The following is a 26,015-nucleotide window of genomic DNA, read 5'->3' as shown; positions in this document are numbered from 1 at the left end:
TGGGGGGCCGCTCGGGACCATCTCAGCGCCCCTGACCGTCCCTTCGCGGTTGCGGGTGCGAGCTCGGTGTTCGGGTCAAGGAGTCGTTGTCGACTGGCTGTCGGCCTGCGGAAGGAGCTGAAGCACGCTGATCCAGGGGGAGTTGCCGGTCTTCTGGAACGCGCGGACTCGCCGGCGTCCTGCGGGTAGGTGGACGGGGGCTTGGGTCCGGTTCGCCTCTGCCGTCCGGGTAGGGCATGCCGAGGTTCGTGCCGGCCTCGGCGGAGTCCATGAGGACCGCCGGTCCGTCGGTCTCCCAGAGGCCGCACTCCTCCCGCGGCGTCGCCGGGTCGTTCAGCGCCGTTTCGGCAGCGGCGAGCAACTCGGCGGCGGAGTCGGCAGCGAGCCAGCGCATGAAGGCCCTCTGCTCGGGCAGGTAGCGGGTGGTGGCGGGCTCATCGCCCAGCACCAGCGCGGAGACGTCGCCCCGGCCACGCGGGCCGATCACCTCGGCCAGGCCCTCGACCCCGCTGGCCCGGTCGTAGTCGTCCGGCTGGTCGCTGTCAGGTCTCGCGAGATCGTCTGGAAACTGCCGGTGCTGAGTGGGTTCGGGCTGATGGTTCTGGGCTGTGCGCGAGGTACTGCTCCGGCTGGGGGAGCTGCTCTTCCTGTCGGCTCCGGGGATCAGGGTCAAGTCGGTGCAGGACGATGGCGAGGTTCCGAGTTGGTGTCGGATGCCGGACAGCCGGGGCTCGGTGCCCAGGCTGCGGTAGCTGGTCCGGGCGGGTGCACGGCTCCTGCCTGCGTTATCCCGCTGGCCTGCCCGTGGCGGGACGGCGGGTGGTGCTGCGACTTCGTATCCGGTGCTTCACGTGCGAAGTCGTCTCCTGCGGGCGGCGGACATTCGTCGAGCAGGTCGCGGGCCTGACCCGGCGATGCAGCCGACGGACCGAGCGAATGCGTTCGGTGCTGGCCGAGGTCGGCCTCGTCCTGGCCGGTCGCGCCGGTGCCCGGCTGGCCGGTGTCTTCGGGGCGAGGGTCAGCCGGAACACGGTTCTGCGACTGGTCGACGCTCTCCCGGAATCCCCGCCACAGGTCCCGCGTGTGGTCGGCGTCGACGAGTACGCGATGCGCAAGGGCCGTGTCCACGGGACCGTGCTGGTCGACGTCGAGAACCGCAGGCCGGTGGACCTACTGCCGGATCGCGAGGCTGGCACTGTCGCGGCCTGGCTGGCCGAACGCCCGGGATCGAAGACCAGCCCGTGCCCGTCTCGCCCGGCCGAGGGGAAAGCCGTGGACCGCCCAGACAAGGACATGGTCCACTGCGCGCATGAGCTTGTTGGTCGATGTGTTCACCGCTGACGAGAGCGGCGAGTCCCGCTTCCTCGACGTTCCCGAAGGGTCGTCGGATCTTGCTGGCTTCGAGAGCTGGCGCACCGCGGTCTGGGGATCGGACACCGTCTGTTCGCTCGGCGCTCGGTTCTTCCCTCAACTGGCCAACGACACGCTGTGTATCGCCCCAGAAGACGTTCCGGACTTCATCCAGGAAGTCCTCCTACTCCAGGACAACATCGAGTCCATCGCCGCTCGCATGGAGTCGCCCAAGCCCGTCGCGCAGCGCGCCGGCGAGATCAGCGATCGACTGAACAACATCCTCGATGCCGCTCAGCGGGCGTCGCAGATCCGTGGTGGAGTGCAGATCTGGTGATCGAGGACCTGGAGCAACCAAGCAGATCATTCACCGCAACCGACCACAGAAGTCGGCCAGAAGTTGGACCAGGACCCGAGTCGTGAAGTCAGTTCGTCACGAGAACGGGAGGCACCTGCTGGTCCCCGGCAACGGCGCGGGAGTCGCTGCCTCCTGCGCCCGCAACCAGCGCTTTTGCCCCACGCCCCAAGCGAGCAGTGGTCGGTGTCGGCGTACGTCTGAACGTGGCTCTGGCAAGATTTTCGTAGCCGGAGATCATTTCCTGCCGATGGTGGGCAGCCTCTGACGGTGTTCCGTTGACCTGCCCCCGCTGTTGCCGCACTTGGCCGATGTGTCGGTGGTCTCGGTCGATGCGTCCGGTCCCGTCGTGATGGTCCGGGCCCCGAAAGGGCTCAGTTCCCGTGCTGATTCACGCTCGCCGGATGCGAGGCGGCCCGGCGTAATCGGGAGGCATCACGGGCAGGTGATGCGGCACACTTCGCCGGGTGATCGTGATACAGCCCGTCCTAGAGACCCGCGTCCGTGGCGGCTTCGACCTCTGGCCCGTCGCCGAGGTCGGGCCAGGCGCCTTCCTGCCCCTCAGCGGTGGGCTCTTGCCCACCGAAGTCGGGACGGCCGTGATGCGCATCGCCGGCTGCAACGACATCGACCCCGAGGACGGCACCGACAACGACCGCCCGCCCCGGCCTGCCGATCCTCTTGGTTCTTTCCTCCACGGACTGCTGACCTTCGACACCCTTTTCGCAGCCGGCGGTCTGCGGGTCACCGACGACTCCACCGGCACCACGTTCCTGCCGGGCTGCTGCGACGGCCTGGAGGACTGGCGTACCTGGCACCAACTCGTCGACAAGGACGGCGTGCTCTGGTTCGGCCACGACCCCGTGTCACCGGTCGCGGAGCGCTTCGGCGGCACCGTCCGGCTCACGGTCGACGCCGAGCAGAGCGACAGCCCCGTGATCGAACTGTCCGTCACCGAACTCCGCCGCCTGCTAGCCGATGCCGAACGCGACCTGGCTGGCTTCCTCACGCTGGCCACCGACTGGACCCACCGGCACCTACCGCCCGGCCACCGGGCTCCCGTCACCGCAGCCCTCGCCCGGGTCCTCGACCTGCCCGGGCCTGTCGTACCGCCGGAGCAGTAGAACCGCCGGCCGTTGCGTCGGCCATCGAGGATCGGGGCGCCGGTACGGTCGTCATACGTGCCGTGATGAGGATGTTTGCGGCTCTGGCAAGATTTTTCGTAGGCGGAGATCATCCCGGGTCGATGGCAGGTCGGCCCGTGTGCCTACGGCGTAGGCGGGCGATCAGTACGACTCGGTGACGCAGGAGCGGGACACCGGCACCGCCTCCCATAAACCGAACTGCGGCCTCTCTCAGCGGGAAGCGACGACTTCCCAGCACCTGCCCTCGTGGGCCGGCCGCCGAGTCCGATTCGCCGAGTTCCGCTTCGGTACATGACAGAGGGGCGGCTCGTTTCCGAGCCACCCCTCTCCCGCCCCCGCGTCGCCGGGCCGGCCGTCAGGCCTTCGGAAGCGTTATCCCCAGTTCGAGCATGGCGGGGGAGGCCGGGCCGCCCTCGGAGCGCTCGGTCTTGTAGCCCTTGACGCCCGGGGCGACGGTGCGCGGGTCCACGGCCTCGGAGGGGGCGCCGGTGGTGTAGAGGCCCTCGGGGTCCTGGTCGCGGTCGTGCGGCAGGAGCCAAAAGACGCGGCGGCGGAAGGTGCCGGAGGCCCGCGAGGACTTGGCGTCGGGGCCGAGGATCGCGTAGCCGACCATGCGGCCGTCGCGGTGGTAGGCCGGGCGGCCGCGGCGGGTGGTGAGGCGGTCCAGCGACTGACGGACGTAGTCGAGGTCGGAGGTGTCCTCCAGCCAGACGAGGTCGGTTTCGTGGGCGAGCTCGGCCGGGTCGATCAGCGCGCTCACGCGTTGTGCTCCTCTGTGTCGTCGGTGATCAGGCCGATGCCCGGGTAGTACTTGCGGCTGTTGGACAGGACCATCTCCTTGGGAGATGTCATACCCAGTGTCTCTCGAACTCGTGCGGCGAAGGCACGCCCGGATACGGGATTGGCCCCCTCGAAGCCGCACCAACGGGTGTAGGCGCCGAAGAGCTGGGACTGTTCGGCACGCATGCCCTCGCCTGTGACGCACGCCTCCTTGAGGAAACGGCCGACGTGGTCCTCGGTCTCGGCGTAGGCGGTGGTGGCGGTCTGGACGGCCTGGGGGCCGGCGAGGTCCTTCTCCCCGGCGAAGTAGCGGCGGGCGCCCTCGATGAGCCAGGCCAGGATCCCGGGTCCTTCCTCGGCGACGAGGACGTGGGCCAGGTTGTCGATCTTGCGCTCCTCGGGCACGACCCGTTCGAACGGGATCAGGCGCATGCGCCGCCAGAAGGCGAAGCCGCCGGTGCCGACCTCGGGGCGGTGGTTGCCGAGCAGCCAGAGCTTGTGGGTGGGCTCGAAGGAGAAGAAGTCCTGGCGCATCCGGCGGGCCTTGATCTTGTCACCGCCGGTGAGCAGCTTGACCCGGGCCTCGTCGAAGCGGTCGCCGGGCTTGAGCTCGGAGCAGACGATGATGCGGCGGCCGTGGAGCTCGGCGAGGTCGGTGGGGTGGCCGTCGAAGGTCTTGGCCATGAGGAAGCCGGGCGGGGCCGCGTCGGCGTAGTCGCCGAGGAGCTGGATCATGACGTCGAGCAGGACGGACTTGCCGTTCTTGCCCTGGCCGTAGAGGAAGGGCATGACCTGGGCGCCGACGTCGCCGCTGATGGAGTAGCCGAGCAGCAGGTGGAGGAAGTCGCGGGTCTGACGGCCTTCCTTGTCGTCGCCGAAGGTGTCGGTGAGGAAGCGGTTCCAGCGCGGGGTGGGCATCCGGGACGGGGCGAGGGTGGTGGAGCGGGAGTGGTGGTGGACCTTCGGGTCGGGCGGCACGATGGCGCCGGTGCGCAGGTCGACCACGCCGCTCGGGGTGCACAGGGCGTACGCGTCGGCGTCCAGGAGAGCTGCGTTGAGGACCATCCCCGGGGCGGACTTGGCCTGGGCGAGCATGGCGTTCATACCCGAGGTGGACAGGGCGCGGCGGCGGTGCCGACGCAGGTCGGTGTTGGTGTAGACGCCGCGGGGGTCGTGGGTGGCGATGCTCTCGGCCATCTCGCCGGCGGCCCACAGGACGGTGTCGTCCTCGTCGAGCTGCCAGCGGTGGGCGGCCCAGCGGTACCAGCCGAGTCCTGGGACGTGGCGGTAGTCGCGTCCGTAGAGGTGGACGAAGAGCTTGGCGTTTCCGCGGTCCGACAGGGAGTCCGGCAGGAGGCCCTGCGGGCTCGCCTGTGGGCCTGCGGGGGCGGGGGTGGACTGAATGACCGGTGAGGCCGTCGAGGGGCCCTGGACGGCCTGAACAGGCGTCTGCTGGGCCGCCACGGGGGCAGGTTCCTCCAAGAGGCTCTCCTGCACGGCGGTGCCGTGCCAGGGGGCCTGCGAGGGACCCGGGACCGGCGGGTACTCCAGGATCTGCTGCGCTGCGGCCACGGGGTCGAAGACCGTCCTCTTACGGGTGCTGTCGCTCATCCGCGCGCCTTCCCGATGTGCAGGGGCTGCCGGGCACCGGCGGCGAGGCCGGAGCGGATGACGGCGGAGCTGTGCCGGTCCTGGGAGGGGCGGGCGGTGTGTGCGGCATCGGTGAGCAGCCGCTCGGCGGCTGCGTGGGTGAGGTGCCCGGCGGCGACCAGGCCTCCGGCGGTGAAGGCGGCGCGGTTGAGCTTGCCGGTGAACCCGACCCCTTCGGCCGTGCCCGCGCAGTCGGTGACGTCCTGCAGAACGGTGTCGAGGACCCGATCGGCACCCCGCTTGCCGCCACCGGCGGCCACGACGGCCTGACGGCCCCGGTGGGGGACGGCCTGCTGGGGGACGCTGTGCGTACCGGGCTGGTCCTTGAGGTGGCCGGTGCGGATGAGTTCCTCGGCGAGCCACCTGGGGAGCGGCGCGGGGACCGTGGCACCGGGCAGCGGGGTGTAGACACCGTTGGCGGTCGCCGTGACGGGAGCGACGATGTAGCCGCCGTGGGCACGGACGTCGACCTGCCAGGCGAGGGCCCGGCCGGCGGAGGAGCCTGCGGAGCAGGCGAACCGGTGGTGGGCCTGGTCGCGGTACCAGATGTGCAGGCCCCCGGAGGGGGTTCGCACCCTCAGGGTCGCGGTGTCCCCGGCCGGGTCGGGAGCTCCGCGCAGAGCTGCCAGCAGAGCGAGGGTGTGGTAGCCGTTCTCCAGGCCGTCGAGGTTGACGTGCTCGTGGATCGGGATGCCTGGCAGGATCCGGTCCCGGGAGGGGACAGGGCCCGGGTGGCTGTCGACGTCGATGACGACCAGGCCCGCAGGGCCGCAGGCGACGCCCGTACCGAAGTCCGGGTTGACTCGCCACCAGGCGGTGATGACGTCCTGGTCGACGGTGGCGGCGTGGAAGCCGTGGCACCAGCGACCCACCCGGGGGCAGATGCACTCGGTGGGGGAGTGCGGGGAGTCCTGGCAGGCCTGACAGTTGGCCGGCGGGGTCTTGCGTCCGGGAGCCAGCGGATGGACGGGCCACCCCTGGGCGGCACACCAGCGAGCGACGGCGAGCGCCTCCGGCTGACGCTCCGCTCGGTCGCTCCCCACGGCCTTCGGCGCCGTCACGCTGGTCCCTTCCCCTTGGTTCGGTAGCTGATCGGTAGCTCGGTAGCTGCCCGGACTTGAGTCGCTGGCTGAGTCGCTGAAGGCAAAAAGCCAGGTCAGAGCACTGGCGGATGCCGGATCAGCGACTGAAGCGACCGAAGTCCAGAAGATAGCTCACACAGACTAGCCGAGCGAGGACATACGAGCCCGAACCGGCGGAGCCCGTGGGAAGACTGAGCGACCGAACCGTTGGCCAGCGACCGAGTCGCTTCGGTCGCTGGTTCCGGTGCTCCGACGTTTCCGCAGGTAGAAGCCATTTTCCGAGCCCATCAGCGACTGAAGCGACTCAAGCCCGGGTCTATAACGCACACACGCACACGGGAATGTCTTTATATACCCGAGCTTGAGTCGCTTCAGTCGCTGATCGGGTGAGTATATGGGTTCTGACCTGGGGTTTTGTCCAGCGACTGAAGCTCAGCGACTGAAAGCGACTGAGCCCCTCCGGACAGAACGGCGGCGTGTCGCGCGTGTCAAGCACGGCTGAAGGTGTCGGGTTCGGTCGCTTGGGTCGCTTCAGTAGCTCCACCGAGGACGAAGGGAGCCGGCGGACTGCCCAGGAGTTCTGCTGCCGAGGGTTGCCGAGCCGCCGGCACCGGAACCGGTGAACCCCCGTGGGCAGCGACCGAGCGACCGAAGCGACTCTGGTACCGACTTGCCGCAGGATCCGGTTCCGGCTGCCCGGCCTCAGCCGAGGGGAACGAGTCGGTACCGGCCCGAGAGGTCCTCCGGACCCTGCAACGCCAGCACAGGCCGTCGTTCGCCGCGGGCCGGTCGCAGCGTGCGCTGCCGTCGCCGGTGCAGCGTTCGGCCGGGACTGCCGTGGCGGTGGTGGCCTTCGAGGTGTGCCGGCACCCGCCGCACAGACCTGACGTTCCCACCGGGCGGGGGCGTTCACAGCCGGGACAGCACTGGCCGAGCCTCGGGAGGCGGTCAGGCCCGGTGGGGGCGGTGTCGGCGGGTGCCAAGGGCACCACCGGTGGGCGGGACGCGGCCCGGCGGTCGGTGATGACTTCCCGGCACGTCCGGCACGCAGTACCGGAGGACCACAGCACTCCGGTCTCGCAGTCGGGGTCAGGGCACCCCCAGCGGGGCAGTGCGACGCCCAGCAGCCAGCGGCCGACGTCCCGGATGTCCGATGGCGTCGTGGCGGCCAGGCGGGCCGTCAGGCGGGCTCGAAGCCTCGCGTCGTCGGTGCCGGTACGCAGCTGGCGGCCGGCCTCGCGGCCGATGAGCCGCTGGGTGAAGGTGTTGGCCCGGGGCAGGAGCCAGCGGACGGGTTCGAGGGCAGCGTGGATGCGGGGGCTGTAGGTGAGTTCGGGGGCGTTGCTGTCGGGGTGCTGCCCCGCGCGGAGCGCGAGACGCGGGCTCGGCAGTCGAGCCGCCACCGGCTCACCCGGGGGCACCGGTTCCGTGTGCACGGCCGGGCGGCCGTGCACCGACGCATCTACCGGTATCTCGCCTCCGGCGGGTGGGACAAGCGGACGTTCGTCCTCGGGTCGGTCAGTCATAGGGTCTTCTCTGTACGCGAGCGATCCGTCATCAACGCGGGGACCCGATCCGTCACCAACAACAGGAGACGCGGGTGTGGCGAAGAGGTCGAACGGGTCGCCGGGGCGGGGTTCTGGTTCGACCGTGGCGAGGGTGAAGAGATGCCGGCCCTGGGTGCCGGCGCGGCGCTCGACGGTGATCCAGCCGGTGGCCTCCAGGCCGTCGATCACCTTCCCGGCGGCTTCCGTGGTGATCGGGGTGCCCGCGCGGCTGCCCGTGTGGTGGCGCAGGTAGCCGGCGAGCTCGGCCTCGGTCAGGGCGATCTTCAGGGCCACGGCGTAGGCGATGGCGGCGTACGCGCGCAGTTGGCGCGACGTGAGGTCCTCGCAGGCGGCGACGGGCAGCCAGACGAAGCGCTCCGAGGACGTCATCGGCCGCACCCGGCGCAGGCAGGTGGTGCCCCAGCCGCCGGGCATGGAGCGGCGGGTGTTCTCCGGCAGTTCGATCACGCCGTCGGGCGCGCTGGAGCGGAGCTGGGAGATGCCGCGTTCGACGGTGGACTTCGACAGCCCGAGGTAGGACGCGAGGGTGCGGGCGCCGGCGGTGCAGCCTTCGGGGCGCTGGGCGAGTGCCTTGATCTTGACGTAGACGCTGAGCGCCGCGTCCGCGTAGAACGGGGACTCCACGATGCGGATGGGGACTTTGACCCGTTGTCGGCGCTGTCGCGGGGGCAGCCCGTTCCAGGCGGCGATATCGTGCGACGGCTGGAAATCGCGTGGATTTTGCTTCATTATATTGCCTGTACATGTGACATGTCTGGCCCGTACGGGAGTTGGATCACTCCAGTCGGGTGGCACGGTCCCTGTGTTCGTGTCATGTGGATGTCTCCGTATCGGGAGGCAGAAGCCTTCATCGGCTTCGGTTCGGCAGAACCTCGTTGTTGTCCGGGTTGGCGCCCGGACGGGCTCGGCCCACTGAGTTGGCGCTCGGTGGGCGGTTTGATCTCTGGACCGCGTTCCAGGTGCCTGGCAGCGCCTGAAACGCGGTCGTCGGGGCGGCGGCCACCCGTGGCGGGGGCCGCCGCCACCCCGTTTCTGCGGACTGTCAGGCGAGCGGGGCGGTCGCGACCTTGGCGAAGAACGCGAGACGCTCGTTCTGCCAGGCCGTGACGTTCACACAGCGCCCTTCGCCGGAATGCGGGGCGTTGGAGGTGGTCTTGATCCAGCAGGGGCTGTCGAACTCGACGTAGCGGTGGAACACGGCGTCCATCGAGACGGGGACGGTTCCGCTCCTGCCCGGCTCCAGCGAGTGGAGGGCCTGGCGCGCGGCCTCCAGCAGGACCATGCCGGGGACGTGGTCGACGGGGTGGTCGAACAGCACGGGGTGCGCGGTGTCGACCCTGAGCTGCCACCTGCCGGACTGGTCGGTGGGGCTGAGCACGACGTCCCGGGCCCGGTCGCGGCCGACGATGCTCGGGGTGACGGGCGTGGTGGGGGCGGGCGCGTCGGCGAACATGCGCTCGACGTCACCGCGGCCGGTGCGCAGCCGCTGGTAGAGCGCGGGCGCGTGGTTGCCGAAACGGGTGCTGGCCGTGGCCAGCGGGACGCCGTCGCGAAGGACCTGGAAGTCCATGGTCAGGGCCACCGGGACCGAGCGGCGGTAGCTGATCTCCGAGGCCGTCACGTGGAGTTCGATCTCGGCGGGGGCGTTCGTGACGGACATGGCCAGGGCGCCGGGGCTGAGCTCGTAGGAGAAGTGCGACCAGCTCATCTGGTGTCCGAAGGGGACGCCGTAGGCGGTGTGCGTCAGGAGCAGCAGGGTCTGCCGGACCGTCTCGCAGAGCATCAACGGATCGTGCAGTCCCTGCTCCGAGAGGTAGAAGCTGTGGCTGCGCGGCCACTGGGCGGTGACGACGAAGGTGTCCTGGCCGGTGCTGCGCCAGCCGCTGAGGAACACCTCGGAGAGCGCGGCACGGTGGACGTACTCGCGGGCCACCGTGGTCGTGAGGACGGGACCTGTGGCCGTGACCGGACGAACGTGTTCGAGCAGCATGATTGCCTCCCCCTAAGCAAACCAAGGCCTCCGGACGGCAATGACCGGGGCCGGATGTAAAATAAAGGGTGTTCGTTATGTTTGTCGACCGAGGGCGGGAGGACTGATGGCGGAACCCAAGCAGGAACGGGCGCTGAGGACGCGGGAGGTGATCCTGCGTTCGGCGGCGGAGGTGTTCGACGAGTGCGGCTTCAGCGGTGCGAGCATCAGCAAGATCATGGATCGCGCCGGCGTGACCCAGGGCGGGATGTACTTCCACTTCAAGTCGAAGCAGGGCCTCGCCCTGGCCGTGATGAACAGCCAGCAGGACCACGTGGAGATCCCGGCGGGGGAGGAGGGGCTGCAGCGGATCATCGACATCACCTTCCACGTCGCCCGGGAGCTGCGGCGCAACGTCGTGTTCCGGGCCGGTGTCCGGCTCGCCGTCGAGCAGGGGGAGATCGGCCTGCAGGACGCGACCCCGTACGAGCAGTGGGTGGACCAGTTCCACGAGCAGCTGCTGGTGGCGCGAGGCCGCGGCGAGCTGCTGCCCGACGTGGACGAGAAGGAGTTCGCCCAGGTGGTCGTGGGCTCCTACAGCGGCACCCAGCTCTTCTCGCAGATCGCGACCGGGCGGGAGGACCTCGCCCACCGCGTGGCCGCGCTGTGGCGCTACCTGCTGCCGGCGGTCGCCACCCCGGAGGCGCATGCGCGCCTTCGGGCCCGGGTGGAGGAGGCGGAGTGGGCCAAGGCGTAACGGCGCGTCGCGTCGTGCTGACCGGTGCCACCGGCTTCGTCGGTTCGGCGGTGCTGCGCGAACTCCGGGGCCGGCGCGCGGGGGACCGGTCGGATGCCGCCGCGTCACGGACGGTCGTCCGGACGGTCGGCAGGCGCCCTGCGGCCGAGGCCGACGGCGAGTGGTTCGCCGCGGACCTGGCGGACCCGGCCTCGCTGCGCGGGGCCTGCGAGGGGGCGGACGTGCTGCTGCACCTGGCCGCGTCGCTGAGCCCGGACGAGTCCGAGTGCGCCGCGGTCAACGTCGCCGGGACCGAGGCGCTGATGGCCGAGGCCATACGGGCCGGTGTGGGGCGGATCGTGCACCTCTCCACGGCGGCGGTCTACGGGCCGGGGCCGCACCGGGGCGCCGCGATCGGTGAACTCGATCCCGCTCCGGTCTCGGCGGCCAGCCGGACCCGACTCGCCGCCGAGCGGCCCGCGTTGGCTGCCGGGGCGACGGTGCTGCGGCCGGGACTGATCGTGGGCCCGGGGGACCGCTGGGTGGTGGCCGCGCTGGCCGAGCTCGTCGAGCGGGTGCCCGCGCGCTGGGACGGCGGGCGGGGCCTGCTGTCGATGGTCGGCGTGACCGACCTCGCCCGGCTGGTCACCGACCTCGCCGCCCGGCCCGCCCCAGGGGCCGGCGAGGTGTTCCACGCCAGTCATCCGGTGCCGGTGCGCAACCGGGACCTGATGGAGGTGCTGGCCGGACACGGGGTCCTGCCGGGGGTCGAGCGGGACCTCGGCTGGGCCGAGTGCGTGCGGCGCCTGGAGGAGGTACCCGGGCGCGTGAGCGAGCGTCAGTTCGCGCTGCTGGCAAGCGATCACTGGTACCGGTCCGAGGAGGTGTGGACCACGGCCGGATGCCGGCCGGGCCCGGGCCCCCTGGTCCGGATCGGGGAAGCGGCGCGGTGGTACCGCTCGCACCTGGCGGCGCTCCGGTCTGGCTGATCCCGTCCTCCCACCCTCCCGGGTACCCGGGAGGGCGCCTCACCGGCCGGGGTCGGAGATCCGCGGCCGGACGAGGCGCCACACCCGCGTCAGCTCGGCGGTGACGGCCTCGGGGGACGCGTCGGGCCCGTCGTCCCGGATCAGGGTCTCGGCGCCCGCGACGAGCATCCGGGCCAGGGCCGTGACGTCGTCGGGCGCCGCGGGAGGGAGCAACTCCACGTTCTCGTGCGCCAGTTCGGCCAGCCGCTTGATCTCGGGAAGCCAGAACGTCGACCAGTTGGGCGAGTCCGACCGCTCGCGTCCCAGCCGCGCCGTCGCCTGGACGAAGACGTCCTTCTCCAGGAGGCGGGACAGTTCGACCGTCAGGTTGGTGAGCAGGTCCAGCGGCGGGGCCGGCAGCGCTGTCACCCGCTCCAGGGTGCCCTGCACCGCGAACCTTCCTCTCTCCTCCACCGCGTCGGCCAGTTCGCCCTTGGTCTTGAAGTGGAACGTCAGCGCTCCCATCGACAGGTCGGCCGCCTGCTTGATCTGCACCAGGGACGTGCCCTCGTAACCGTTGTGGGCGAACCGCGACGCCGCCGCCCGTACAAGGACGTTGCGGGTACGCATCGCCCTCTCCTGCTTCACCATGCTCTCTCCGAGCCCAAGACCGTTAGCCAGTAGCAAGACTGCGCAGCGCACGAGCCTCCCGGCAAGCGCGAGTTGCCGAAGATGTGCCGGGTTCGATGGAAACCCGGCCGGTTCGGCCGACCGCCGCTGCCCGCGGAGGCGCGCTCCACCCGACGATGCGTCAGTACGACAAGGTACCCCCAACAAAAAAAAGAGGGTGTTCGCTATTATTTTGCCGTGCGCGCCAGTCTAGTGCGAGCACGGGGAGGTCATGTCATGCTCACAACCGCACTGCCGGGCTCCGGTGTCTCGGTCCTGGGGTTCACCGAGAGGATCTTCGACGCGCTGCCGCGCGTGGACCAGCGCCGCTGGGCGCACGTCTACCTGCGCGGCATGCTCGACACCCCGGGGCGCAAGTCGGTGCGGCGCCTCGCGGCCGGGGCCGAGGACGCGCCCAGGGTGCTCCAGTCGCTGCACCAGTTCATCAACGGCAGCCCCTGGGAATGGGCCCCGGTTCGTGCGGAACTGGCCAGGTGGACGGGGCAGGGCCTTGCCGCCCGGGCGCTGGTGATCGACACCGCCGTGCTCCGCAAGCGGGGCGAGCACTCCTGCGGAGTGCACCGCCGCTTCGTGCCCGCCAGCGGCCGCTCGGTCACCTGCCAGGTCGGCCTCGGGGCCTTCCTGGCAACACTCGACGAGGCCGTTCCGGTCGACTGGAGACTGCTGCTGCCGTCCTCGTGGACCGAGGACGCCGAGCGCAGGGAGCGCACGAGGATCCCCGACGACGTGGGCCGCTGCTCGGCGGCGCGGCAGGCGCTCGAACTGGTCGACGCGGTGGCGGCGGCCGGGGCCGCTCCCGTGCCGGTGGTGGCCGACTTCAGCGGCGAGGGCGGGGCCGAGGCGCTGGTGCACGGACTCGGGCTGCGCAAGCGGGACTTCGTGGTCGCGGTCCCGGCGGGCCTGCGGGTCACGGTCGGCGGCCGTGGTGGCGTCCAGTCGCAGCGTGCGGGCGCGGCGCAGCCCGCCGTGGCGGAGGTCCGCTCCCTGCCGTCCGGCGGGTGGGCGGACGCGGCGGGGCGCAGCGCCGTGGTCTCCCCGGCCGGGCAGGCCCGCGTGGTGACCGTCCTGGGCGGCACCGTCGGACTGGCCGACGCACCCGGGATCCCGCGGCAGTACCGGCTCTTCAGCGTCCGCACCCCCGGCTCGCGCGGCCCGGCACGGCTGTGGCTGACCAACCTGACCCACGCCCGGCCGGAGAACCTCTGCGACCTGACGCTCCATCACGCGGTGGCGCAGCGCACGACGGCCCGGCTGGAGGCCGACTTCGGGCTGACCGACTTCGAGGGGCGCTCGTTCCCGGGCTGGCACCACCACATGACGATGGTGTCCGCTTCCTACGCCTACCAGCGGCTCGGCCGGGGCGTCGCCGCGCAGGCGCTGGCAGCGGCAGGGTGAGCCGGCGGGTACGGCTGGGGCCCGGTGACTTCCCGAAGTCGCGGGATGTGCGCCTCCGGGCTCTGAAAACATAGCGAATGTTCTTTATGATTTGAGGGTCGGGTGCACGACCGCCCGGCCAGGATCACGGGTCCACGAGACCCGTCGCTACGGCATGGGGGACGTTGCGTGTCAACGGCAGTGGAATTCCGCATCCTGGGACCAGTGGGCGTCCGCGTCGGCGGGCAGGAGGTCCATCTCGGAGGGACCAAGCCCAAGACGGTGCTCAGCGCGCTGTTGCTGGCCGGGGAGCAGGTCGTCAGCGATGACAGACTGAGCTACGTGCTGTGGCGCGACCGGCCGCCGAGAACCAGCGACGCGCAGATCTACACGTACATCTCGCGGTTGCGGAAGGCCTTCGCCGGACACGCCAACATCGCCCGCCAGGGCCAGGGTTACGCGATGTCCATCGGCGCGGCGATGTTCGACTGGAAGCAGTTCACCCAGCTCTCCGCACAGGGGCGGTCCGCCCTTGCCAACCGCCGGTACCGGCTGGCCTCGCGGTACTTCACCGATGCCCTCGACCTGCAGAGCGGACCGGTGCTCACCGACACCACCGAGTACCTGCTCAGCGAGGAGGCCGCCGCGCTGACGGAGGCGAGGGTGGTGAGCATGGAGGGGCAGATCGAGGCGAACCTGGCCCTGGGACTCTACGAGGACGTGGTGCCCGACCTGTTCCGGCTGGTGGCCAAGTACCCGTTCCGAGAACGGGTGAGGGCGCAGCTGATGCTCGTCCTGCACCGCTGCGGCCGCCAGTCGGAGGCCATCGCCCTCTACCACCAGGGACGCCGGCTCCTGGCCGAGGAACTCGGCGTGGACCCGGGCATCCAACTGCGCGAGGTCTACCAGGGGATCCTGATGGGCCGCCCCGAACTCGGCGACGCGGCCTGATGACCGCCTACCGCCACGAACCGTACGGCCGGCAGACGTGCGCCTGGCAGGCGCAGATGACCGCGGCTGCCACCCACATCGCCGCCAGCGGGCCGGGGCTGTCCACCAGTGCCACGGACAGCCCGGACACGATCGCGACCAGCACGACCATCAGCAGCCAGGACCGGCGGCGGTACCGGCCGAGCCGCCCGGCGACCGCCGCGTCGAGGCTGTCGTCGAGCAGCGCGTCGACCGCCTCCGCGACGCGGTCGTCGATCAGGTCGCCGAACTTGTCGTTGAGATCACCACGCGACGTCTGAGCGGTCGTCATCATCGGCCTGTTTCCCGTTCTCGGCTGGTTGGTCGGTACGTCCACAACTCTGCCGGTCGCGGTCACCGCGGGCAGTCATGGAGACCCACGGACCCGCGGTGGGTTTTCCCTACCCCATGTCCGTGGGTTGCCCTTGTGCCGCCGACGCGGCCCCCACACCTACTGTTTCCCGGAGTTCAGCAGATGGATGAGCAAGGAGCGTGGGCTGGCCGTGGACGAGCAGAAGCGCCGATGGGCCGGCCCCGACGGACGACGGGGCTGAGAACTGATGATGGACAACCCGAGGCCGACGGCCGTACCCGGGAGCCGGGGCCTGTCGCACAACCCCCTCAGGGCACTGCGCACCCCCGAACTGTGGCTGGCGTCCGCGCACCTGGCCACCGACGGGGTCATGGCGCTGGCCGGCTTCGCCGTCCTGGCGCTGCTGGCGACCGGCATCATGCTGCTGCCCGTCGCCCTCACCGGAATCCCCCTCGTGGTCGGCGCCGGATGGGCGCTGCACCGGTTGGCGCGGGTCGAACGCAGCAGGTTCGCCATGCTCACCGGAGTGGAGATCGCCGGGCAGGAGGCCCCCGAGCTGTCGATGCGTCCGCTGCAGTCCACTGCCTCGGTCCTCGGCAGCGAGCCGGTCTGGCGGCAGGCCGCGTACTTCACCCTGCTGATGCCGGTGTCGCTGCTGAACATCTTCGCGGTGGCGCTCCTGTGGGCCGGCCCGGTGATGCTGGCGCTGCTGCCCTTCTACTACTTCGGCCTGCCGAACGGACAGGCGGCGATCGGCCCGCTGGTCGTCGACAATCCGCTGACCGCCCTGGCGGTCGCGATGGCGGGCCTGATCCTCGGTGCTACGGTGTCACCGGTCGCGGTTCGCGCCCTGCTGGCCATGGACACGGGCATCGCCCGGTCCCTGCTCGCCCCGGGTCGGGACGTGGAGCTCACCCGCCGGGTCGAGTACCTGACGCAGAGCCGGGCCAGGGCCATGGACGCGGCGGAGGCCGAACGCCGGCGCATCGAGCGGGATCTGCACGACGGTGCGCAGCAGCGGCTGGTCGCCATGGCGATGACCCTGGGACGGGTCAGCTCCCGGCTCAAGGGTTCCGGCCAGGAGGCCACTGCGGAACTGGTCGACAGTGCTCGCGACGAGGCCCGCCAGGCCATCGTCGAGCTGCGGGACCTGACCCGGGGCCTGCACCCGCCGGTGCTCACTGACCGGGGCCTGGACGCCGCGCTCTCCGCGGTGGCCGCCCGCTCGCCGATCCCGGTGACGGTCGACGTCGAGGTGGAGCCGAGGCCGTCCGCCACCGTCGAGGGAGCCGCGTACTTCGTGGTGACCGAGGCACTGGCCAACGTCGGCAAGCACTCCGCGGCGACCAGCGCCTGGGTGCTGGTGCGGCGGATCGGCGACCGGCTGATGGTCGCGATCGGCGACGACGGGATCGGCGGTGCCGATCCCGCCCGGGGCAGCGGCCTCACCGGTCTGGCGGACCGGGTGGCCGGGCTGGACGGAAAGCTGACGGTCACGAGCCCGGTGGGCGGACCGACCACGATCGAGGTGGAAATGCAATGCGTGTAGTGATCGCCGAGGATTCCGCACTGCTGCGGCAGGGCATGGTGCTCCTCCTCGAGGAACAGGGCATCGAGGTCCTGGCGGCGGTCGGTGACGGAGAGGCCCTGCTGCGGGCGGTGGCCACACACCGGCCCGACGTGTGCGTGGTCGACGTGCGGATGCCGCCGACCTTCGTGGACGAGGGCCTGCGCGCCGCGCTGGTGATCCGCAACCGGTGGCCGGATGTCGGGGTGCTCGTGCTGTCCGCGTACGTCGAGCAGAGCTACGCCGTCGACCTGATCGGCGACGACGGGCAGGGAGTCGGCTACCTCCTGAAGGACCGCGTCTCGGACGTCGACGAGTTCGTCGGCGCGCTGAAGCGGGTGCTGTTGGGGGACACCGTGCTGGACCCCGAGGTCGTCAAGCAGATGCTGGCCCGCAGCCGCAGGAAGGACCCGCTGAGCTCGCTGTCCCCCCGGGAGAAGGACGTGCTGTCCGCCATGGCGGAAGGCCGCTCCAACTCGGGGATCGCCGCCCAGCTGGTCGTCGGGCCCGCCGCAGTCGAAAAGCACATCAGCAACATCTTCACGAAGTTCGGCCTGCACCCGGAGGACGGCGAGAACCGCCGGGTCCTGGCTGTCCTACGCTACTTGGGAGCTTGAAAGCATGTCCTCTGGCAAGAACAACAAGTCACTCATCACGGGTACCGCGCTGCTCGTCCTGCTCGTCGTCATTGGGGCGGGCGCCTGGACGATGCTCAAGGTGCTGCCCGGTCGCAAGGACTTTTCCCAGACCGACCAGGCCGACGCAGCCTCCGTCACGCTGCTGACCGTCAACACGGCCAACGCGGGCGTCTCACTGAGCCCCAGCAACGACTCCGCGGTGCACGTCACGGCGACCGGCAAGTACACCGACAGCCCGCCGACCGTCACCACCAGTACGTCCGGCGGGACCATCACCGTCTCGCAGTCGTGCTCGGGCGACTGCGACATCAAGCTCGACATCACGCTGCCCGCCCAGCTCGCGGCGAAGGTGTCCTCCGGTGACTCCTGGACCACCGGGCACGACCTGGCCGGCAGCCTCGACATCACCACCCGCTCGGGCGCCATCGACCTCACCAACCCCTCCGGCCCGCTGACCCTGAAGAGCGGCAGCGGCCAGATCAAGGTGGCAGGCGCGGGCTCGGACACGATGGACGCGACGTCGAAGGACGGCGAGGTCCGGGCCGCCTTCCGTGCCGCCCCGACCACGGCGAACGTGACCACCCACGACGGTGGCGTGGACATCACCCTGCCGTCCTCGGACTACTACATCCAGGCGCAGAGCGCGAACAGCTCCCCGAAGATCGACCTGCCGATCGACCGGAACTCCAAGCACAGCGTCACGGTGAAGACCAACAGCGGCGGTATCGACATCCACCGCTGAGAGACCACCGCCACCGGTGAGCAGCACGGCGACCGCCATTCTCGCGGCCGCCGGAGCCGGTGGCGGTCCGGACGGAGCCCAGACCATTACCCCCGGTGGTCTGGGCTCCGTCACCACCCTTCCCGGGGACAGACGGACGCCCCCGGTCCGCGCGGGGAGCGGCGGCCGGAGGCGTCGTGACGGGCAGGGTGTCGAGCAGTGGGTGTTCAACCGCTCCCGGCGAGTGCCGGGTCGGCGGGGACGGTGACCGCCGTCACCAGGAGTCCGCGGCAGGCGGACCAGGCCCCCTCGAAGCCGGCCAGCCGCACACCCGACACGACGGGGCCCGGTACCAGCAGACGGGCCGTGAAGACCGGGGAGTCGGCCTCGAAGGTGATGACGGCCTGGTCGAAGTCCAGCCAGTTGCCGGTCAGTGGGTACCAGGCCTTGTAGACGCTCTCCTTGGCGCTGAAGAGCAGTCGGTCCCAGCGCACGTCGGGGCGGCGGTCGAGGAGGACCGCCACCATCGACCGCTCCTCCTCGACCGCCACCATCCCCAGCTTGAAGGGCAGCGGTTCGTCGGGTTCGGCGTCCAGGCCCAGGGAGGCCACCGTGGCCGCGGGTGCCACCGCGGCGGCCCGGTACCCGGGGCAGTGGGTCATGGAGCCGACAAAGCCGGGCGGCCAGGACGGGGCGCCGGACGGCCCCGGCACCAGAGCCGCCGGGGCCGTCCCCAGCCGTGCCAGCGCGGTTCGGGCGCAGGCGCGGACGGTGGCGAACTCCCGGCGCCGACGCCGCACGGCGTGCGTGAGAACCGCTCGCTCCTCGGGGAAGAGCGGGACCCCGTCGAGGTCGGCGAACGCCTCCGCGACCTCGACCGGCGGGGAGAACAGGTCCGCGACCAGCGCGCCGCCGCTCACACCAGGACGCTGCCGTTGCCGGGCCGCCGTCCGCGGGTGCGGCGGTTGTCCAGGTTCACGAAGGTGCGGTGCAGCCAGCGGTCGAAGCCGTCGTAGCTCGGCTCGAACGCGGTGCGTCCGTGGAGGGTGACCCGGTTGTCGACGAAGGCCATCTCGCCCTGCTGGAGGACGAGCGTGCGCGCGGTCCGCAGGAAGGCGTCGCGCAGCGCGGTCAGGGCGGACCCGGCCTCCTCGTCCAGCGCCTCGGTGGCGTGGAAGTCGACGCGGACGTTGGGGTCCGCCGGGCTGCCGCTGAACACCGGGTGCACCGGGCCGGAGTCCCCGCTGCCGAAGGACGGCGGCGGCGCGGTGCGGAAGCGCGGCTGGCCCAGCACCTCGACGACGTGCTCGGGCAGCAGGCCCAGGGTGTTGCGCACCGAGGTGACGAGCGTGCCGGCGGTGCGGGTGCGGTCGTTGCGCAGGCACAGCAGTCCGACGAAGTCGGGGCGGTGCGGGTGGAACGCGTTCTCCACGTGGAGTTCGAGCGGGACGGAGCCGGCGTTGCTCTGTGAGGTCTCCCGGCCGGGAACGGGCACGACGTTCTGGACGAGGGCGCCGAACTTCTCCTCGTGGTAGGCGACGATCTCCCCGAGGTTCAGCGCGACGAGCGCGGCGATCGCGGCCGGCACGGCTGCCTCGCGCTCGACCGAGTCCGGTACGGCCGGGGTGAACGGCAGCTCCTCCTCGACGACCGGCAGGTTGCGCAGCGCGAGGATGCCGTCCTCGCCGGGGTCGTGGCGGTAGGCGCGGATCACCTCCTGCAGGCGGTGCGGCAGCCGGCACGAGAGCTCCCGTGCCGCCTCCACCCACACGGGGTCGTCGATCAGCCGCGGCGCGGTGTAGGCCAGTTGCGTCGCCAGCAGCGCGACCTCGCGCCGCTCCTGCTCGGACAGCGTCAGCGTGAGCCGGTTGTCGGCGGGCGCCAGAACCGGTTCAGGCAGCAGTGTGGTCATGGGGTTTCCTCTTCTCCCGATCTTCTAGGGGCCGTACGGGCGGTCAGGGCCTCAGCTGGACATCGCCACCAGGACGCGGCGGTCGCCGGTGAAGGGCCGGCGGCCGTGGGCGACCAGGAGGTTGTCGATCAGCAGCAGGTCGCCGGTGCGCCAGTCCACGTCGACCGCGGCCTCCAGACCGCGGTCGCGGATCTGGGTGACGTACTCGGGCGGGATGGCGCCGCCGTCGGCGAAGCTCACCGACTGCGGCAGCTCGTCGGCGGGCATCACCCTGGCCAGGGCGGCGGCGTCCGCGCCGAGCATCGCCGGGTGCCACTGGTCGGCCTGGTTGAACCAGACCTCCGCGCCGGTGACCGGGTGCCTCACGGTGGCGGGGCGGTTCTGGACCACGCGCAGGGCGTTGCCGGGACGCCACTGCCACTCGGCCTCGGCGCCGGCCAGGAACCGCTCGACCTCCGCCGGGTCGTCGGTCTCGAAGGTCTCCTGCCAGCTCTTGCCGAGACCGCGGCCGCCGTGCAGGTTCTGGGTGTAGCGGACGCCGCCCGCGAAGGCCTCGCGCACCTCGGCGTCCAGCGACTCCAGCCACAGCGCGGCGTCGACCACCGGGGTGGCCCCGCCGGTCCCGGGCTGGACGGCGCAGAAGAACAGCAGCCGCTCCGGCCAGGCATGGGCGTACGAGAGCTCGTTGTGCATCGAGATGACGAACTCGGCCGGGTACTCCGTCGAGGTGTACACGTTCCGGCCGACCTTGGTCCGCGGTGAGTTCCCGTGGACGTAGGCCGCCCGGTTCGGCAGCAGTTCGTCCATGACGGTGCCGAGCGTCTCCTCGGTGATGCCGAAGCCCCGGAACACCAGTGCCTTCCGTTCGGTCAGCAGCGCGGCGACATCCGTTCGCCGGAGCTCGGCGAGGAGCCCCTCCGCGTCGCCGGCCACGCCCGAACTCTCCGGGCCGATCTCCAGGGGCTTCCACGCCAGGCGATCCGTCATCACAGCCTTTTCCCTTTCTCCGCCATCGGCGGCACCTCCGCCGCGAGAAGCGCACGGAATCACTGAGTAGAGAGGATCTTTCGCTTTTCTATATTCCGTCTACAAAATTCAATCCTTTGAATATAGGGCCGATCCAACCGCTCTGACCTGGGCATATGTGCAAATTCTTAGTGTCCATGTCATATATCTGGAGGCTCGTCCGCGCCGCTCGGGGTGAGATATAGACCACCTATAGGGCCACTCGGAGAGTAGGTATTCAAGCATTGCCGCCGTCCGTCACCAGACGGACGAAGACACGTATTGGGAGCGAAATGTCCGAGCAGAACGCGCAGGAGTACCTGGTCGTGCTCAACGACGAGGAGCAGTACTCGATCTGGCGGGCCGAGCGTGAGCTGCCCGCCGGCTGGCGCGCCGAAGGTACCCGCGGGGCCAAGGAGGAATGCCTTTCCCACATCGGCACGGTGTGGACCGACATGCGCCCGCTGAGCCTGCGTCAGCGCATGACCGAGAACGCCGCCTGACCCTCCCCCCTCCCCACCCCCTTTCCCTGTCCCTCCTGACCACGCTCGGAGCACTCGTGGCACGTCAGACGCCCCTCACCCGTCTCATCGCGGACCTGGCAGCCCAGGCTCCGGACACGGTCGCCGTTCGCCACGGCAACCAGGAGATCACCTACGCGGCGCTCGACGAGGCGGCCAACCGGCTCGCGCACTACCTGCGCGACGCCGGTGTCCGCCCGGAGAGCCTGGTCGGCACCCACCTGCCGCACAGTGCCGAGCTGCCGTCGGCCGTCCTCGGCGTCTGGCGGGCCGGCGCGGTCGCCGTGCCGCTGGACGCCGACGGGCCGGCCGCGCACCTGCGCCGGATCCAGCAGGGCAGCGCCGTCGGCGTTGTCCTCACCCTGGAGCGGTTCGCGGCCGAGGTGGCGGGCGAGGGCGTGCGGGTGGTGCTCCTGGACGCGGACGAGGAGGACATCTCGTTCTTCCCGGCGACCGACCCCGGGGCGACCTCGGAGAGTGCCTGGGTGAGCCGGGGCCCGGACGGCACGGCTCTGGTCGTCGAGCACGCGGCCCTGGCCAACCAGGTCCGCTGGACGGCGCGCCGGCACGGGATCGGCGCCGCCGACCGGATCCTCCACCTGGACCGCGCCGTCGACGCCCCGTGGCCGGTGTTCACCGCACTGGCCGCCGGCGCGACCGCGGTGCTGGCGACGCCGGAGGAGGCCGCCGAGCCGGGACGGCTGGCGCACCTCGTCGCCGGACAGCGGGTGACCGTCCTGCCGGCCACTCCCGACCTGCTCGCCGACCTGGTGGGCGGCCAGGAGACGGCGGACCGCTCCGCCGTCAGGCTCGTGCTCGCCGTGGGCACCCCGCTGGAGGCAGACCTCGGCCGGTCGGTTCTCAAGGCCCTGCCCGGGGCCGCGCTCTGGCACGTCTACGGACCGGGCGCCCTCGCCGTCACCGCCCACCCCTTCGACGCCGGGCAGGACGCGCCCCACGCCATCCTCGGGCGTCCGATCGACAACGTCCGCGTCCTCGTCCTGGACGAGGAGGGCAGCCCGGTCCCGCCGGGTGTCCCCGGCGAGATCCACGTCGCCGGCCTCGGTGCCCCCCACGGCTACCTGGGCGCCCCCGCCCTGACCGCGGCGGCCCTCGTCCCCGCCCAGTACGGTCCCCCCGGCTCCCGCCTCCACCGCACCGGCGACCTGGCCCGCTGGCGCACCGACGGCGCCCTGGAGTACCTGGGCCGCACCGGAGAGGTCACCGCCACCGCCGGCGACGACCGGAAGGCACCGCGCACCGCGGGGCGCCCGCCCTACACGGCCCCCGCCACCGAGGCCGAGCAGATCGTCGCCCAGGCGTGGTCCCGCCTCCTGGAGGTGGAGCGGGTCGGCGCCGACGACAACTTCTTCCAGCTCGGCGGCTACTCGCTGGTCATCACGCAGCTCGCCGAGCAGCTGCGCGCGGCGACCGGCCGTCAGATCGCCCTCACCGACCTGTTCACCGCGGTGACCGTGCGCGAGCAGGCCCGCCTGATCGATCCCGACGGCGGCGCCGACCGGGCGACCCCGCCCGCCGTCACCGCCGTGCCGCGCGACACCGCGCTGCCGCTGTCCTACGGCCAGCGCCGCCTGTGGTTCATGGACTCGATGCAGCCGCAGAGCCCGGAATGGGTCTCCTCGCTGTCCCTGCGTGTGGCCGCGGACACCGGGCCGGAGGCCGTCCGGGCCGCCCTCGACGCCCTCGGCGAGCGCCACGAGGCCCTGCGCACCCGCTACCTGAGCCAGGACGGCGAGCCGCTGCAGGTCGTCGAGGCCCACCGGCCGATCGAGCTGAAGGTCGTCGAGGGCACCCGCGAGGAGCTGCTCACGGCCTGCCAGGAGCAGTTCGACACCGGCTTCGACCTCTCCTCCGGGCGCCTGTGGCGGGCCCTGCTCTGCGGTGAGGGCGACGGCGACCAGCTGCTCCTGATCACCTTCCACCACATCGCCTGCGACGGCTGGTCCACCGCGGTCCTGGAGAGCGAGTTCCGCGAGCTGGTCGAGGCGCACCGCGCGGGCCGCAGCGCCGAGCTGCCCGAACTCCACCTGCAGTACGCCGACTTCGCCGCCTGGCAGCAGGAGTGGCGCAGCAAGGAGAGGCTCGCCGAGAGCCTCGACCACTGGCGGACCGCCCTGGCCGGGGCCGCCCCGCTGGAACTGCCCGTCGACCACCCCCGCCCGGCCGAGCGCGACGGGCGCGGCGGCGTCGTCACCTTCACCGTCCCCGGCCCGCTGGCCGCCGCGGCCAAGGCGTTCGGCCGCCGGCACGAGGCCACCCCGTTCATGACCCTGCTCACCACCTTCGGCACCCTGCTCGCCCGGCACACCGGGCAGTGGGACGTCGTGGTGGGCGCGCCGGTCGCCGGCCGCACCCGTGCCGAGACCGAGCCCATGGTCGGCTTCTTCCTCAACTCCCTGGTGCTGCGCTGCCGCCTCGACGACCGGCAGTCCTTCGCCACCGCCCTGCAGGACGTCCGCACCTCCTGCCTGTCCGCCTTCGCCCACCAGGACCTGCCGTTCGAGCACCTGGTCGAGGAGCTGCGGCCCGAGCGCGACCTCTCCCGGACCCCGCTGTACCAGGTCGCGTTCAACATGCACGACGAGCAGCTGGCCGCGGGCATGCCCGACCGCGAGGACATCGGCTTCCTGCGCGACGCCCGCCGGGTCGCCAAGACCGACCTGACCCTGTACGTCCGCGCGGAGGCCGACGGCAGCTGGACCGGCGCCTTCGAATACGCCAGTTCGCTGTTCGAGCACGCCACGATCGAGCGGCTGGCCGACCACTTCCTGCGGCTGCTGGAGTCCGCCGTCACCGACCCCGGTTCGGCGCTCGCCGAGCTGGACATCCTCACCGACGCCGAGCGCGAGGAGCTGTCGACCGGCTGGAACGACACCCGGCAGACGTGGGAGCCCGGCTCGGTCATCGACCTGTTCGAGGCCCGTGCCGCCGAGACCCCCGACGCCCCCGCCCTGATCAGCGGCGGACAGGTGCTCACCTACCGGGAGCTCGACGAGCAGGCCAACCGGATGGCCCACCACCTCATCGCCAACGGTGCCCGCCCGGACACCCTGGTCGGCGTCTGCCTGGAGCGGGGCCCCGGGCTGGTCACCGCACTGCTCGGCGTCTGGAAGGCCGGGGCCGGCTACGTCCCGCTGGACCCGGCCAACCCGGCCGAGCGGCTGAGCCACGTCCTGGCCGACTGCGGCGCCCCCGTCCTGGTCACCGAGTCCCCGCTCACCGCCCTCACCGAGTCCTTCGCCGGCGCCCGGGTCTTCGTCGACCGGGACGAGCAGGCCATTGCGGCCCGCCGCGCCGACGCCCCGGCGCGTCCCGGCGACCCGGACCACCTCGCCTACGTCATCTACACCTCGGGCTCGACCGGCAAGCCCAAGGGCGTCATGGTCACCCAGCACGGCCTGGTCAACCACCTGCGCTGGGCGGCCCGCGACCTGGTCACCGGCGAGGGCGGCGCCCCGCTGTTCTCCTCCGTCGCCTTCGACCTCCCGGCGACCAATCTCTACGTCCCCCTGATCACGGGGCAGCCGGTGCACGTCCTGCCGGCCGACCTGGACCTGTCCGGCCTCGGCCCCGCCCTCGCGGCGGCCGGCCCGTTCAGCTTCGTCAAGCTCACCCCCGGCCACCTGGAACTGCTCAGCCACCAGCTCACCGCCGAACAGTGCGAGCGGCTCGCCCGGCTGATCCTGGTCGCCGGTGAGGCGCTGACCGCCCGCACCGCCAACCACTGGCGGGAGATCCTCGGCGCAGGCCGGCTCATCAACGAGTACGGGCCGACCGAGGCGTCGATCGGCTCCACCGCCCACCCGGTGGTCACCGCCTACGACCAGCCGGTGCCGCTGGGCGGCTCCCTGCCCAACACCACCGGCTACGTCCTGGACGGCAACGGCCGGCTCGCCCCGGTCGGGGTCGCCGGCGAGCTCCACATCGGTGGCGACGGAGTGGCCCGCGGCTACCTCGGCCGGCCGGACCTGACCGCGGAGAAGTTCGTTCCGGACCCGTTCGGCCCGGCCGGCTCCCGGCTGTACCGCACCGGCGACCTGACCCGCCGGCTCCCCGACGGCGCCATCGAGTTCCTCGGCCGCATCGACGATCAGGTCAAGCTGCGCGGCTACCGGATCGAACTCGGCGAGATCCAGGCCCAGTTGACCGCGATCCCGGGCATCAGGGACGCCGTGGTCGTGCTGCGCACGGACGACCGGGGGGAGAAGTCCCTCGCCGCCTACGTCGTCCCCGAGAGCGGCACCGCCGACCCGCAGGCCATCCGCGCCCACCTGGCCGGGGCGCTGCCGGAGTACATGGTCCCCGCCACCGTCGCGGAGCTGCTGGCCATCCCGCTGACCTCGAACGGGAAGCTGGACCACCGGGCCCTGCCCGCCATCGAGGCTCCGGCCGGCGACCACTGCGCGCCGGCCACCCCCACCGAGGAGCGCATCGCCGAGATCTGGGCGGACATCCTGGGCCTGGAACGGGTCAGCGTCCTGGACAGCTTCTTCGAGATCGGTGGCCACTCGATCCTCGCGATCCGCATGACCGCGCAGCTCCAGGACGAGTTCGACGTCAACCTCACCATTCGAACGGTGTTCGACATGCCTACGGTCCGCGGACTGGCCGAGGCGATCGAGAACGAGATCAAGGCGGAGATCGAGCGGCTTGCCGACTCCGAGCTCATCGACAACTAGCG

The 26,015-nt window shown here is 71.3% G+C and carries 23 protein-coding genes and 1 pseudogene; 13 read left to right on the top strand and 11 right to left on the bottom strand.

All coding sequences use genetic code 11. The features are described from left to right. Positions 1 to 22: 22 nt before the first annotated feature. Complete coding sequence (locus tag ACFVUY_RS38775; protein WP_387736793.1) at positions 23 to 673, bottom strand: Imm21 family immunity protein; 651 nt, start codon at positions 671 to 673, stop codon at positions 23 to 25. 14 nt (positions 674 to 687) lie between these two features. Between ACFVUY_RS38775 and ACFVUY_RS38770 the strand changes: the two are divergent. The 4 genes and pseudogenes from ACFVUY_RS38770 to ACFVUY_RS38755 all read left to right on the top strand — a co-directional run. Beyond that, positions 688 to 798: pseudogene (locus ACFVUY_RS38770) on the top strand (hypothetical protein); the annotation flags it as partial. A 138-nt stretch (positions 799 to 936) separates the two neighbouring features. Continuing rightward, the gene (locus ACFVUY_RS38765) at positions 937 to 1,341 is read left to right on the top strand and encodes a hypothetical protein (protein ID WP_387736814.1); all 405 of its coding nucleotides are present in this window, start codon (positions 937 to 939) and stop codon (positions 1,339 to 1,341) included. Beyond that, positions 1,310 to 1,687 carry a hypothetical protein gene (locus ACFVUY_RS38760; RefSeq protein ID WP_387736792.1) on the top strand — a complete coding sequence of 126 codons (378 nt, stop codon included), beginning with the start codon at positions 1,310 to 1,312 and terminating at the stop codon, positions 1,685 to 1,687. The genes ACFVUY_RS38765 and ACFVUY_RS38760 overlap by 32 nt, the downstream gene beginning before the upstream one ends. 593 nt (positions 1,688 to 2,280) lie before the next feature. Next, positions 2,281 to 2,829: a hypothetical protein gene (locus tag ACFVUY_RS38755; RefSeq protein WP_387736791.1), complete on the top strand. Its 549-nt coding sequence runs from the start codon at positions 2,281 to 2,283 to the stop codon at positions 2,827 to 2,829. Positions 2,830 to 3,205: 376 nt separating this feature from the next. On the opposite strand, the gene ACFVUY_RS38750 is transcribed toward ACFVUY_RS38755, so the two are convergent. The 5 genes from ACFVUY_RS38750 to ACFVUY_RS38730 all read right to left on the bottom strand — a co-directional run bounded on the left by ACFVUY_RS38750 (position 3,206) and on the right by ACFVUY_RS38730 (position 9,920). Next, on the bottom strand, positions 3,206 to 3,610 hold the full coding sequence (locus ACFVUY_RS38750; protein ID WP_331768794.1) for a DUF6009 family protein: 405 nt from the start codon (positions 3,608 to 3,610) through the stop codon (positions 3,206 to 3,208). Then, complete coding sequence (locus tag ACFVUY_RS38745; RefSeq protein WP_387736790.1) at positions 3,607 to 5,241, bottom strand: phage/plasmid primase, P4 family; 1,635 nt, start codon at positions 5,239 to 5,241, stop codon at positions 3,607 to 3,609. Before ACFVUY_RS38745 ends, ACFVUY_RS38750 begins: the two co-directional genes overlap by 4 nt. Continuing rightward, the gene (locus ACFVUY_RS38740; RefSeq protein WP_375875786.1) at positions 5,238 to 6,341 is read right to left on the bottom strand and encodes a bifunctional DNA primase/polymerase; all 1,104 of its coding nucleotides are present in this window, start codon (positions 6,339 to 6,341) and stop codon (positions 5,238 to 5,240) included. Before ACFVUY_RS38740 ends, ACFVUY_RS38745 begins: the two co-directional genes overlap by 4 nt. Before the next feature lie 509 nt (positions 6,342 to 6,850). Then, complete coding sequence (locus ACFVUY_RS38735) at positions 6,851 to 8,725, bottom strand: hypothetical protein (RefSeq protein ID WP_387736789.1); 1,875 nt, start codon at positions 8,723 to 8,725, stop codon at positions 6,851 to 6,853. A 247-nt stretch (positions 8,726 to 8,972) separates the two neighbouring features. Then, positions 8,973 to 9,920: a ScbA/BarX family gamma-butyrolactone biosynthesis protein gene (locus ACFVUY_RS38730; protein WP_387736788.1), complete on the bottom strand. Its 948-nt coding sequence runs from the start codon at positions 9,918 to 9,920 to the stop codon at positions 8,973 to 8,975. 106 nt (positions 9,921 to 10,026) lie between these two features. Here ACFVUY_RS38730 and ACFVUY_RS38725 point away from each other — a divergent pair, with 106 nt between their 5' ends. Together ACFVUY_RS38725 and ACFVUY_RS38720 are read left to right on the top strand one after the other, a co-directional pair. Beyond that, positions 10,027 to 10,656 carry a ScbR family autoregulator-binding transcription factor gene (locus tag ACFVUY_RS38725; protein WP_375875783.1) on the top strand — a complete coding sequence of 210 codons (630 nt, stop codon included), beginning with the start codon at positions 10,027 to 10,029 and terminating at the stop codon, positions 10,654 to 10,656. Further along, the gene (locus ACFVUY_RS38720) at positions 10,641 to 11,624 is read left to right on the top strand and encodes an NAD-dependent epimerase/dehydratase family protein (protein ID WP_387736787.1); all 984 of its coding nucleotides are present in this window, start codon (positions 10,641 to 10,643) and stop codon (positions 11,622 to 11,624) included. Before ACFVUY_RS38725 ends, ACFVUY_RS38720 begins: the two co-directional genes overlap by 16 nt. A 39-nt stretch (positions 11,625 to 11,663) precedes the next feature. On the opposite strand, the gene ACFVUY_RS38715 is transcribed toward ACFVUY_RS38720, so the two are convergent. After that, on the bottom strand, positions 11,664 to 12,233 hold the full coding sequence (locus tag ACFVUY_RS38715) for a TetR family transcriptional regulator (RefSeq protein WP_387736786.1): 570 nt from the start codon (positions 12,231 to 12,233) through the stop codon (positions 11,664 to 11,666). A gap of 276 nt (positions 12,234 to 12,509) precedes the next feature. On the opposite strand from ACFVUY_RS38715, the gene ACFVUY_RS38710 reads away from it, so the two are divergent. Together ACFVUY_RS38710 and ACFVUY_RS38705 are read left to right on the top strand one after the other, a co-directional pair. Beyond that, positions 12,510 to 13,688, top strand: coding sequence for an IS701 family transposase (locus ACFVUY_RS38710; protein ID WP_387736785.1), 1,179 nt, complete (start codon positions 12,510 to 12,512; stop codon positions 13,686 to 13,688). Positions 13,689 to 13,892: 204 nt separating this feature from the next. After that, a complete protein-coding gene (locus ACFVUY_RS38705) occupies positions 13,893 to 14,618 on the top strand; it encodes a BTAD domain-containing putative transcriptional regulator (RefSeq protein WP_375875779.1) in 726 nt (241 codons plus the stop codon). A 7-nt stretch (positions 14,619 to 14,625) separates the two neighbouring features. On the opposite strand, the gene ACFVUY_RS38700 is transcribed toward ACFVUY_RS38705, so the two are convergent. After that, positions 14,626 to 14,931 carry a hypothetical protein gene (locus ACFVUY_RS38700; RefSeq protein WP_375875778.1) on the bottom strand — a complete coding sequence of 102 codons (306 nt, stop codon included), beginning with the start codon at positions 14,929 to 14,931 and terminating at the stop codon, positions 14,626 to 14,628. A gap of 265 nt (positions 14,932 to 15,196) precedes the next feature. Between ACFVUY_RS38700 and ACFVUY_RS38695 the strand changes: the two genes are divergently transcribed. From ACFVUY_RS38695 to ACFVUY_RS38685, 3 genes are read left to right on the top strand one after another with little or no spacing between them, the layout of a single operon-like run. Then, positions 15,197 to 16,498 (top strand): sensor histidine kinase, encoded by a 1,302-nt coding sequence (locus ACFVUY_RS38695; RefSeq protein WP_387736784.1) that lies wholly within the window; start codon positions 15,197 to 15,199, stop codon positions 16,496 to 16,498. Next, a complete protein-coding gene (locus tag ACFVUY_RS38690; RefSeq protein WP_380660045.1) occupies positions 16,489 to 17,133 on the top strand; it encodes a response regulator in 645 nt (214 codons plus the stop codon). The genes ACFVUY_RS38695 and ACFVUY_RS38690 overlap by 10 nt, the downstream gene beginning before the upstream one ends. Before the next feature lie 4 nt (positions 17,134 to 17,137). Further along, a complete protein-coding gene (locus tag ACFVUY_RS38685) occupies positions 17,138 to 17,896 on the top strand; it encodes a DUF4097 family beta strand repeat-containing protein (protein ID WP_387736783.1) in 759 nt (252 codons plus the stop codon). Positions 17,897 to 18,102: 206 nt separating this feature from the next. Here ACFVUY_RS38685 and ACFVUY_RS38680 read toward each other — a convergent pair whose 3' ends face one another. Genes ACFVUY_RS38680 through ACFVUY_RS38670 form a run of 3 tightly spaced genes read right to left on the bottom strand, consistent with a single transcriptional unit; the run spans position 18,103 to position 20,774 of the window. Further along, a complete protein-coding gene (locus ACFVUY_RS38680; RefSeq protein WP_387736782.1) occupies positions 18,103 to 18,795 on the bottom strand; it encodes a 4'-phosphopantetheinyl transferase in 693 nt (230 codons plus the stop codon). Beyond that, a complete protein-coding gene (locus tag ACFVUY_RS38675) occupies positions 18,792 to 19,787 on the bottom strand; it encodes a TauD/TfdA family dioxygenase (RefSeq protein WP_387736781.1) in 996 nt (331 codons plus the stop codon). The genes ACFVUY_RS38680 and ACFVUY_RS38675 overlap by 4 nt, the downstream gene beginning before the upstream one ends. A gap of 51 nt (positions 19,788 to 19,838) precedes the next feature. Further along, positions 19,839 to 20,774 carry a TauD/TfdA family dioxygenase gene (locus ACFVUY_RS38670; protein WP_375875771.1) on the bottom strand — a complete coding sequence of 312 codons (936 nt, stop codon included), beginning with the start codon at positions 20,772 to 20,774 and terminating at the stop codon, positions 19,839 to 19,841. A 311-nt stretch (positions 20,775 to 21,085) separates the two neighbouring features. Between ACFVUY_RS38670 and ACFVUY_RS38665 the strand changes: the two genes are divergently transcribed. Together ACFVUY_RS38665 and ACFVUY_RS38660 are read left to right on the top strand one after the other, a co-directional pair. Beyond that, on the top strand, positions 21,086 to 21,295 hold the full coding sequence (locus tag ACFVUY_RS38665; protein ID WP_387736780.1) for an MbtH family protein: 210 nt from the start codon (positions 21,086 to 21,088) through the stop codon (positions 21,293 to 21,295). 56 nt (positions 21,296 to 21,351) lie between these two features. Continuing rightward, positions 21,352 to 26,013, top strand: a complete 4,662-nt coding sequence (locus tag ACFVUY_RS38660) for an amino acid adenylation domain-containing protein (protein ID WP_387736779.1) — start codon at positions 21,352 to 21,354, stop codon at positions 26,011 to 26,013. Positions 26,014 to 26,015: the final 2 nt, after the last annotated feature.

It is taken from the genome of Kitasatospora sp. NPDC058063 (assembly GCF_042885395.1).
Taxonomy (GTDB): domain Bacteria; phylum Actinomycetota; class Actinomycetes; order Streptomycetales; family Streptomycetaceae; genus Kitasatospora; species Kitasatospora lactacystinica.
The sequence above is the reverse complement of the archived record's forward strand: the minus strand, read 5'-3'. Positions and strand labels throughout refer to the sequence as shown.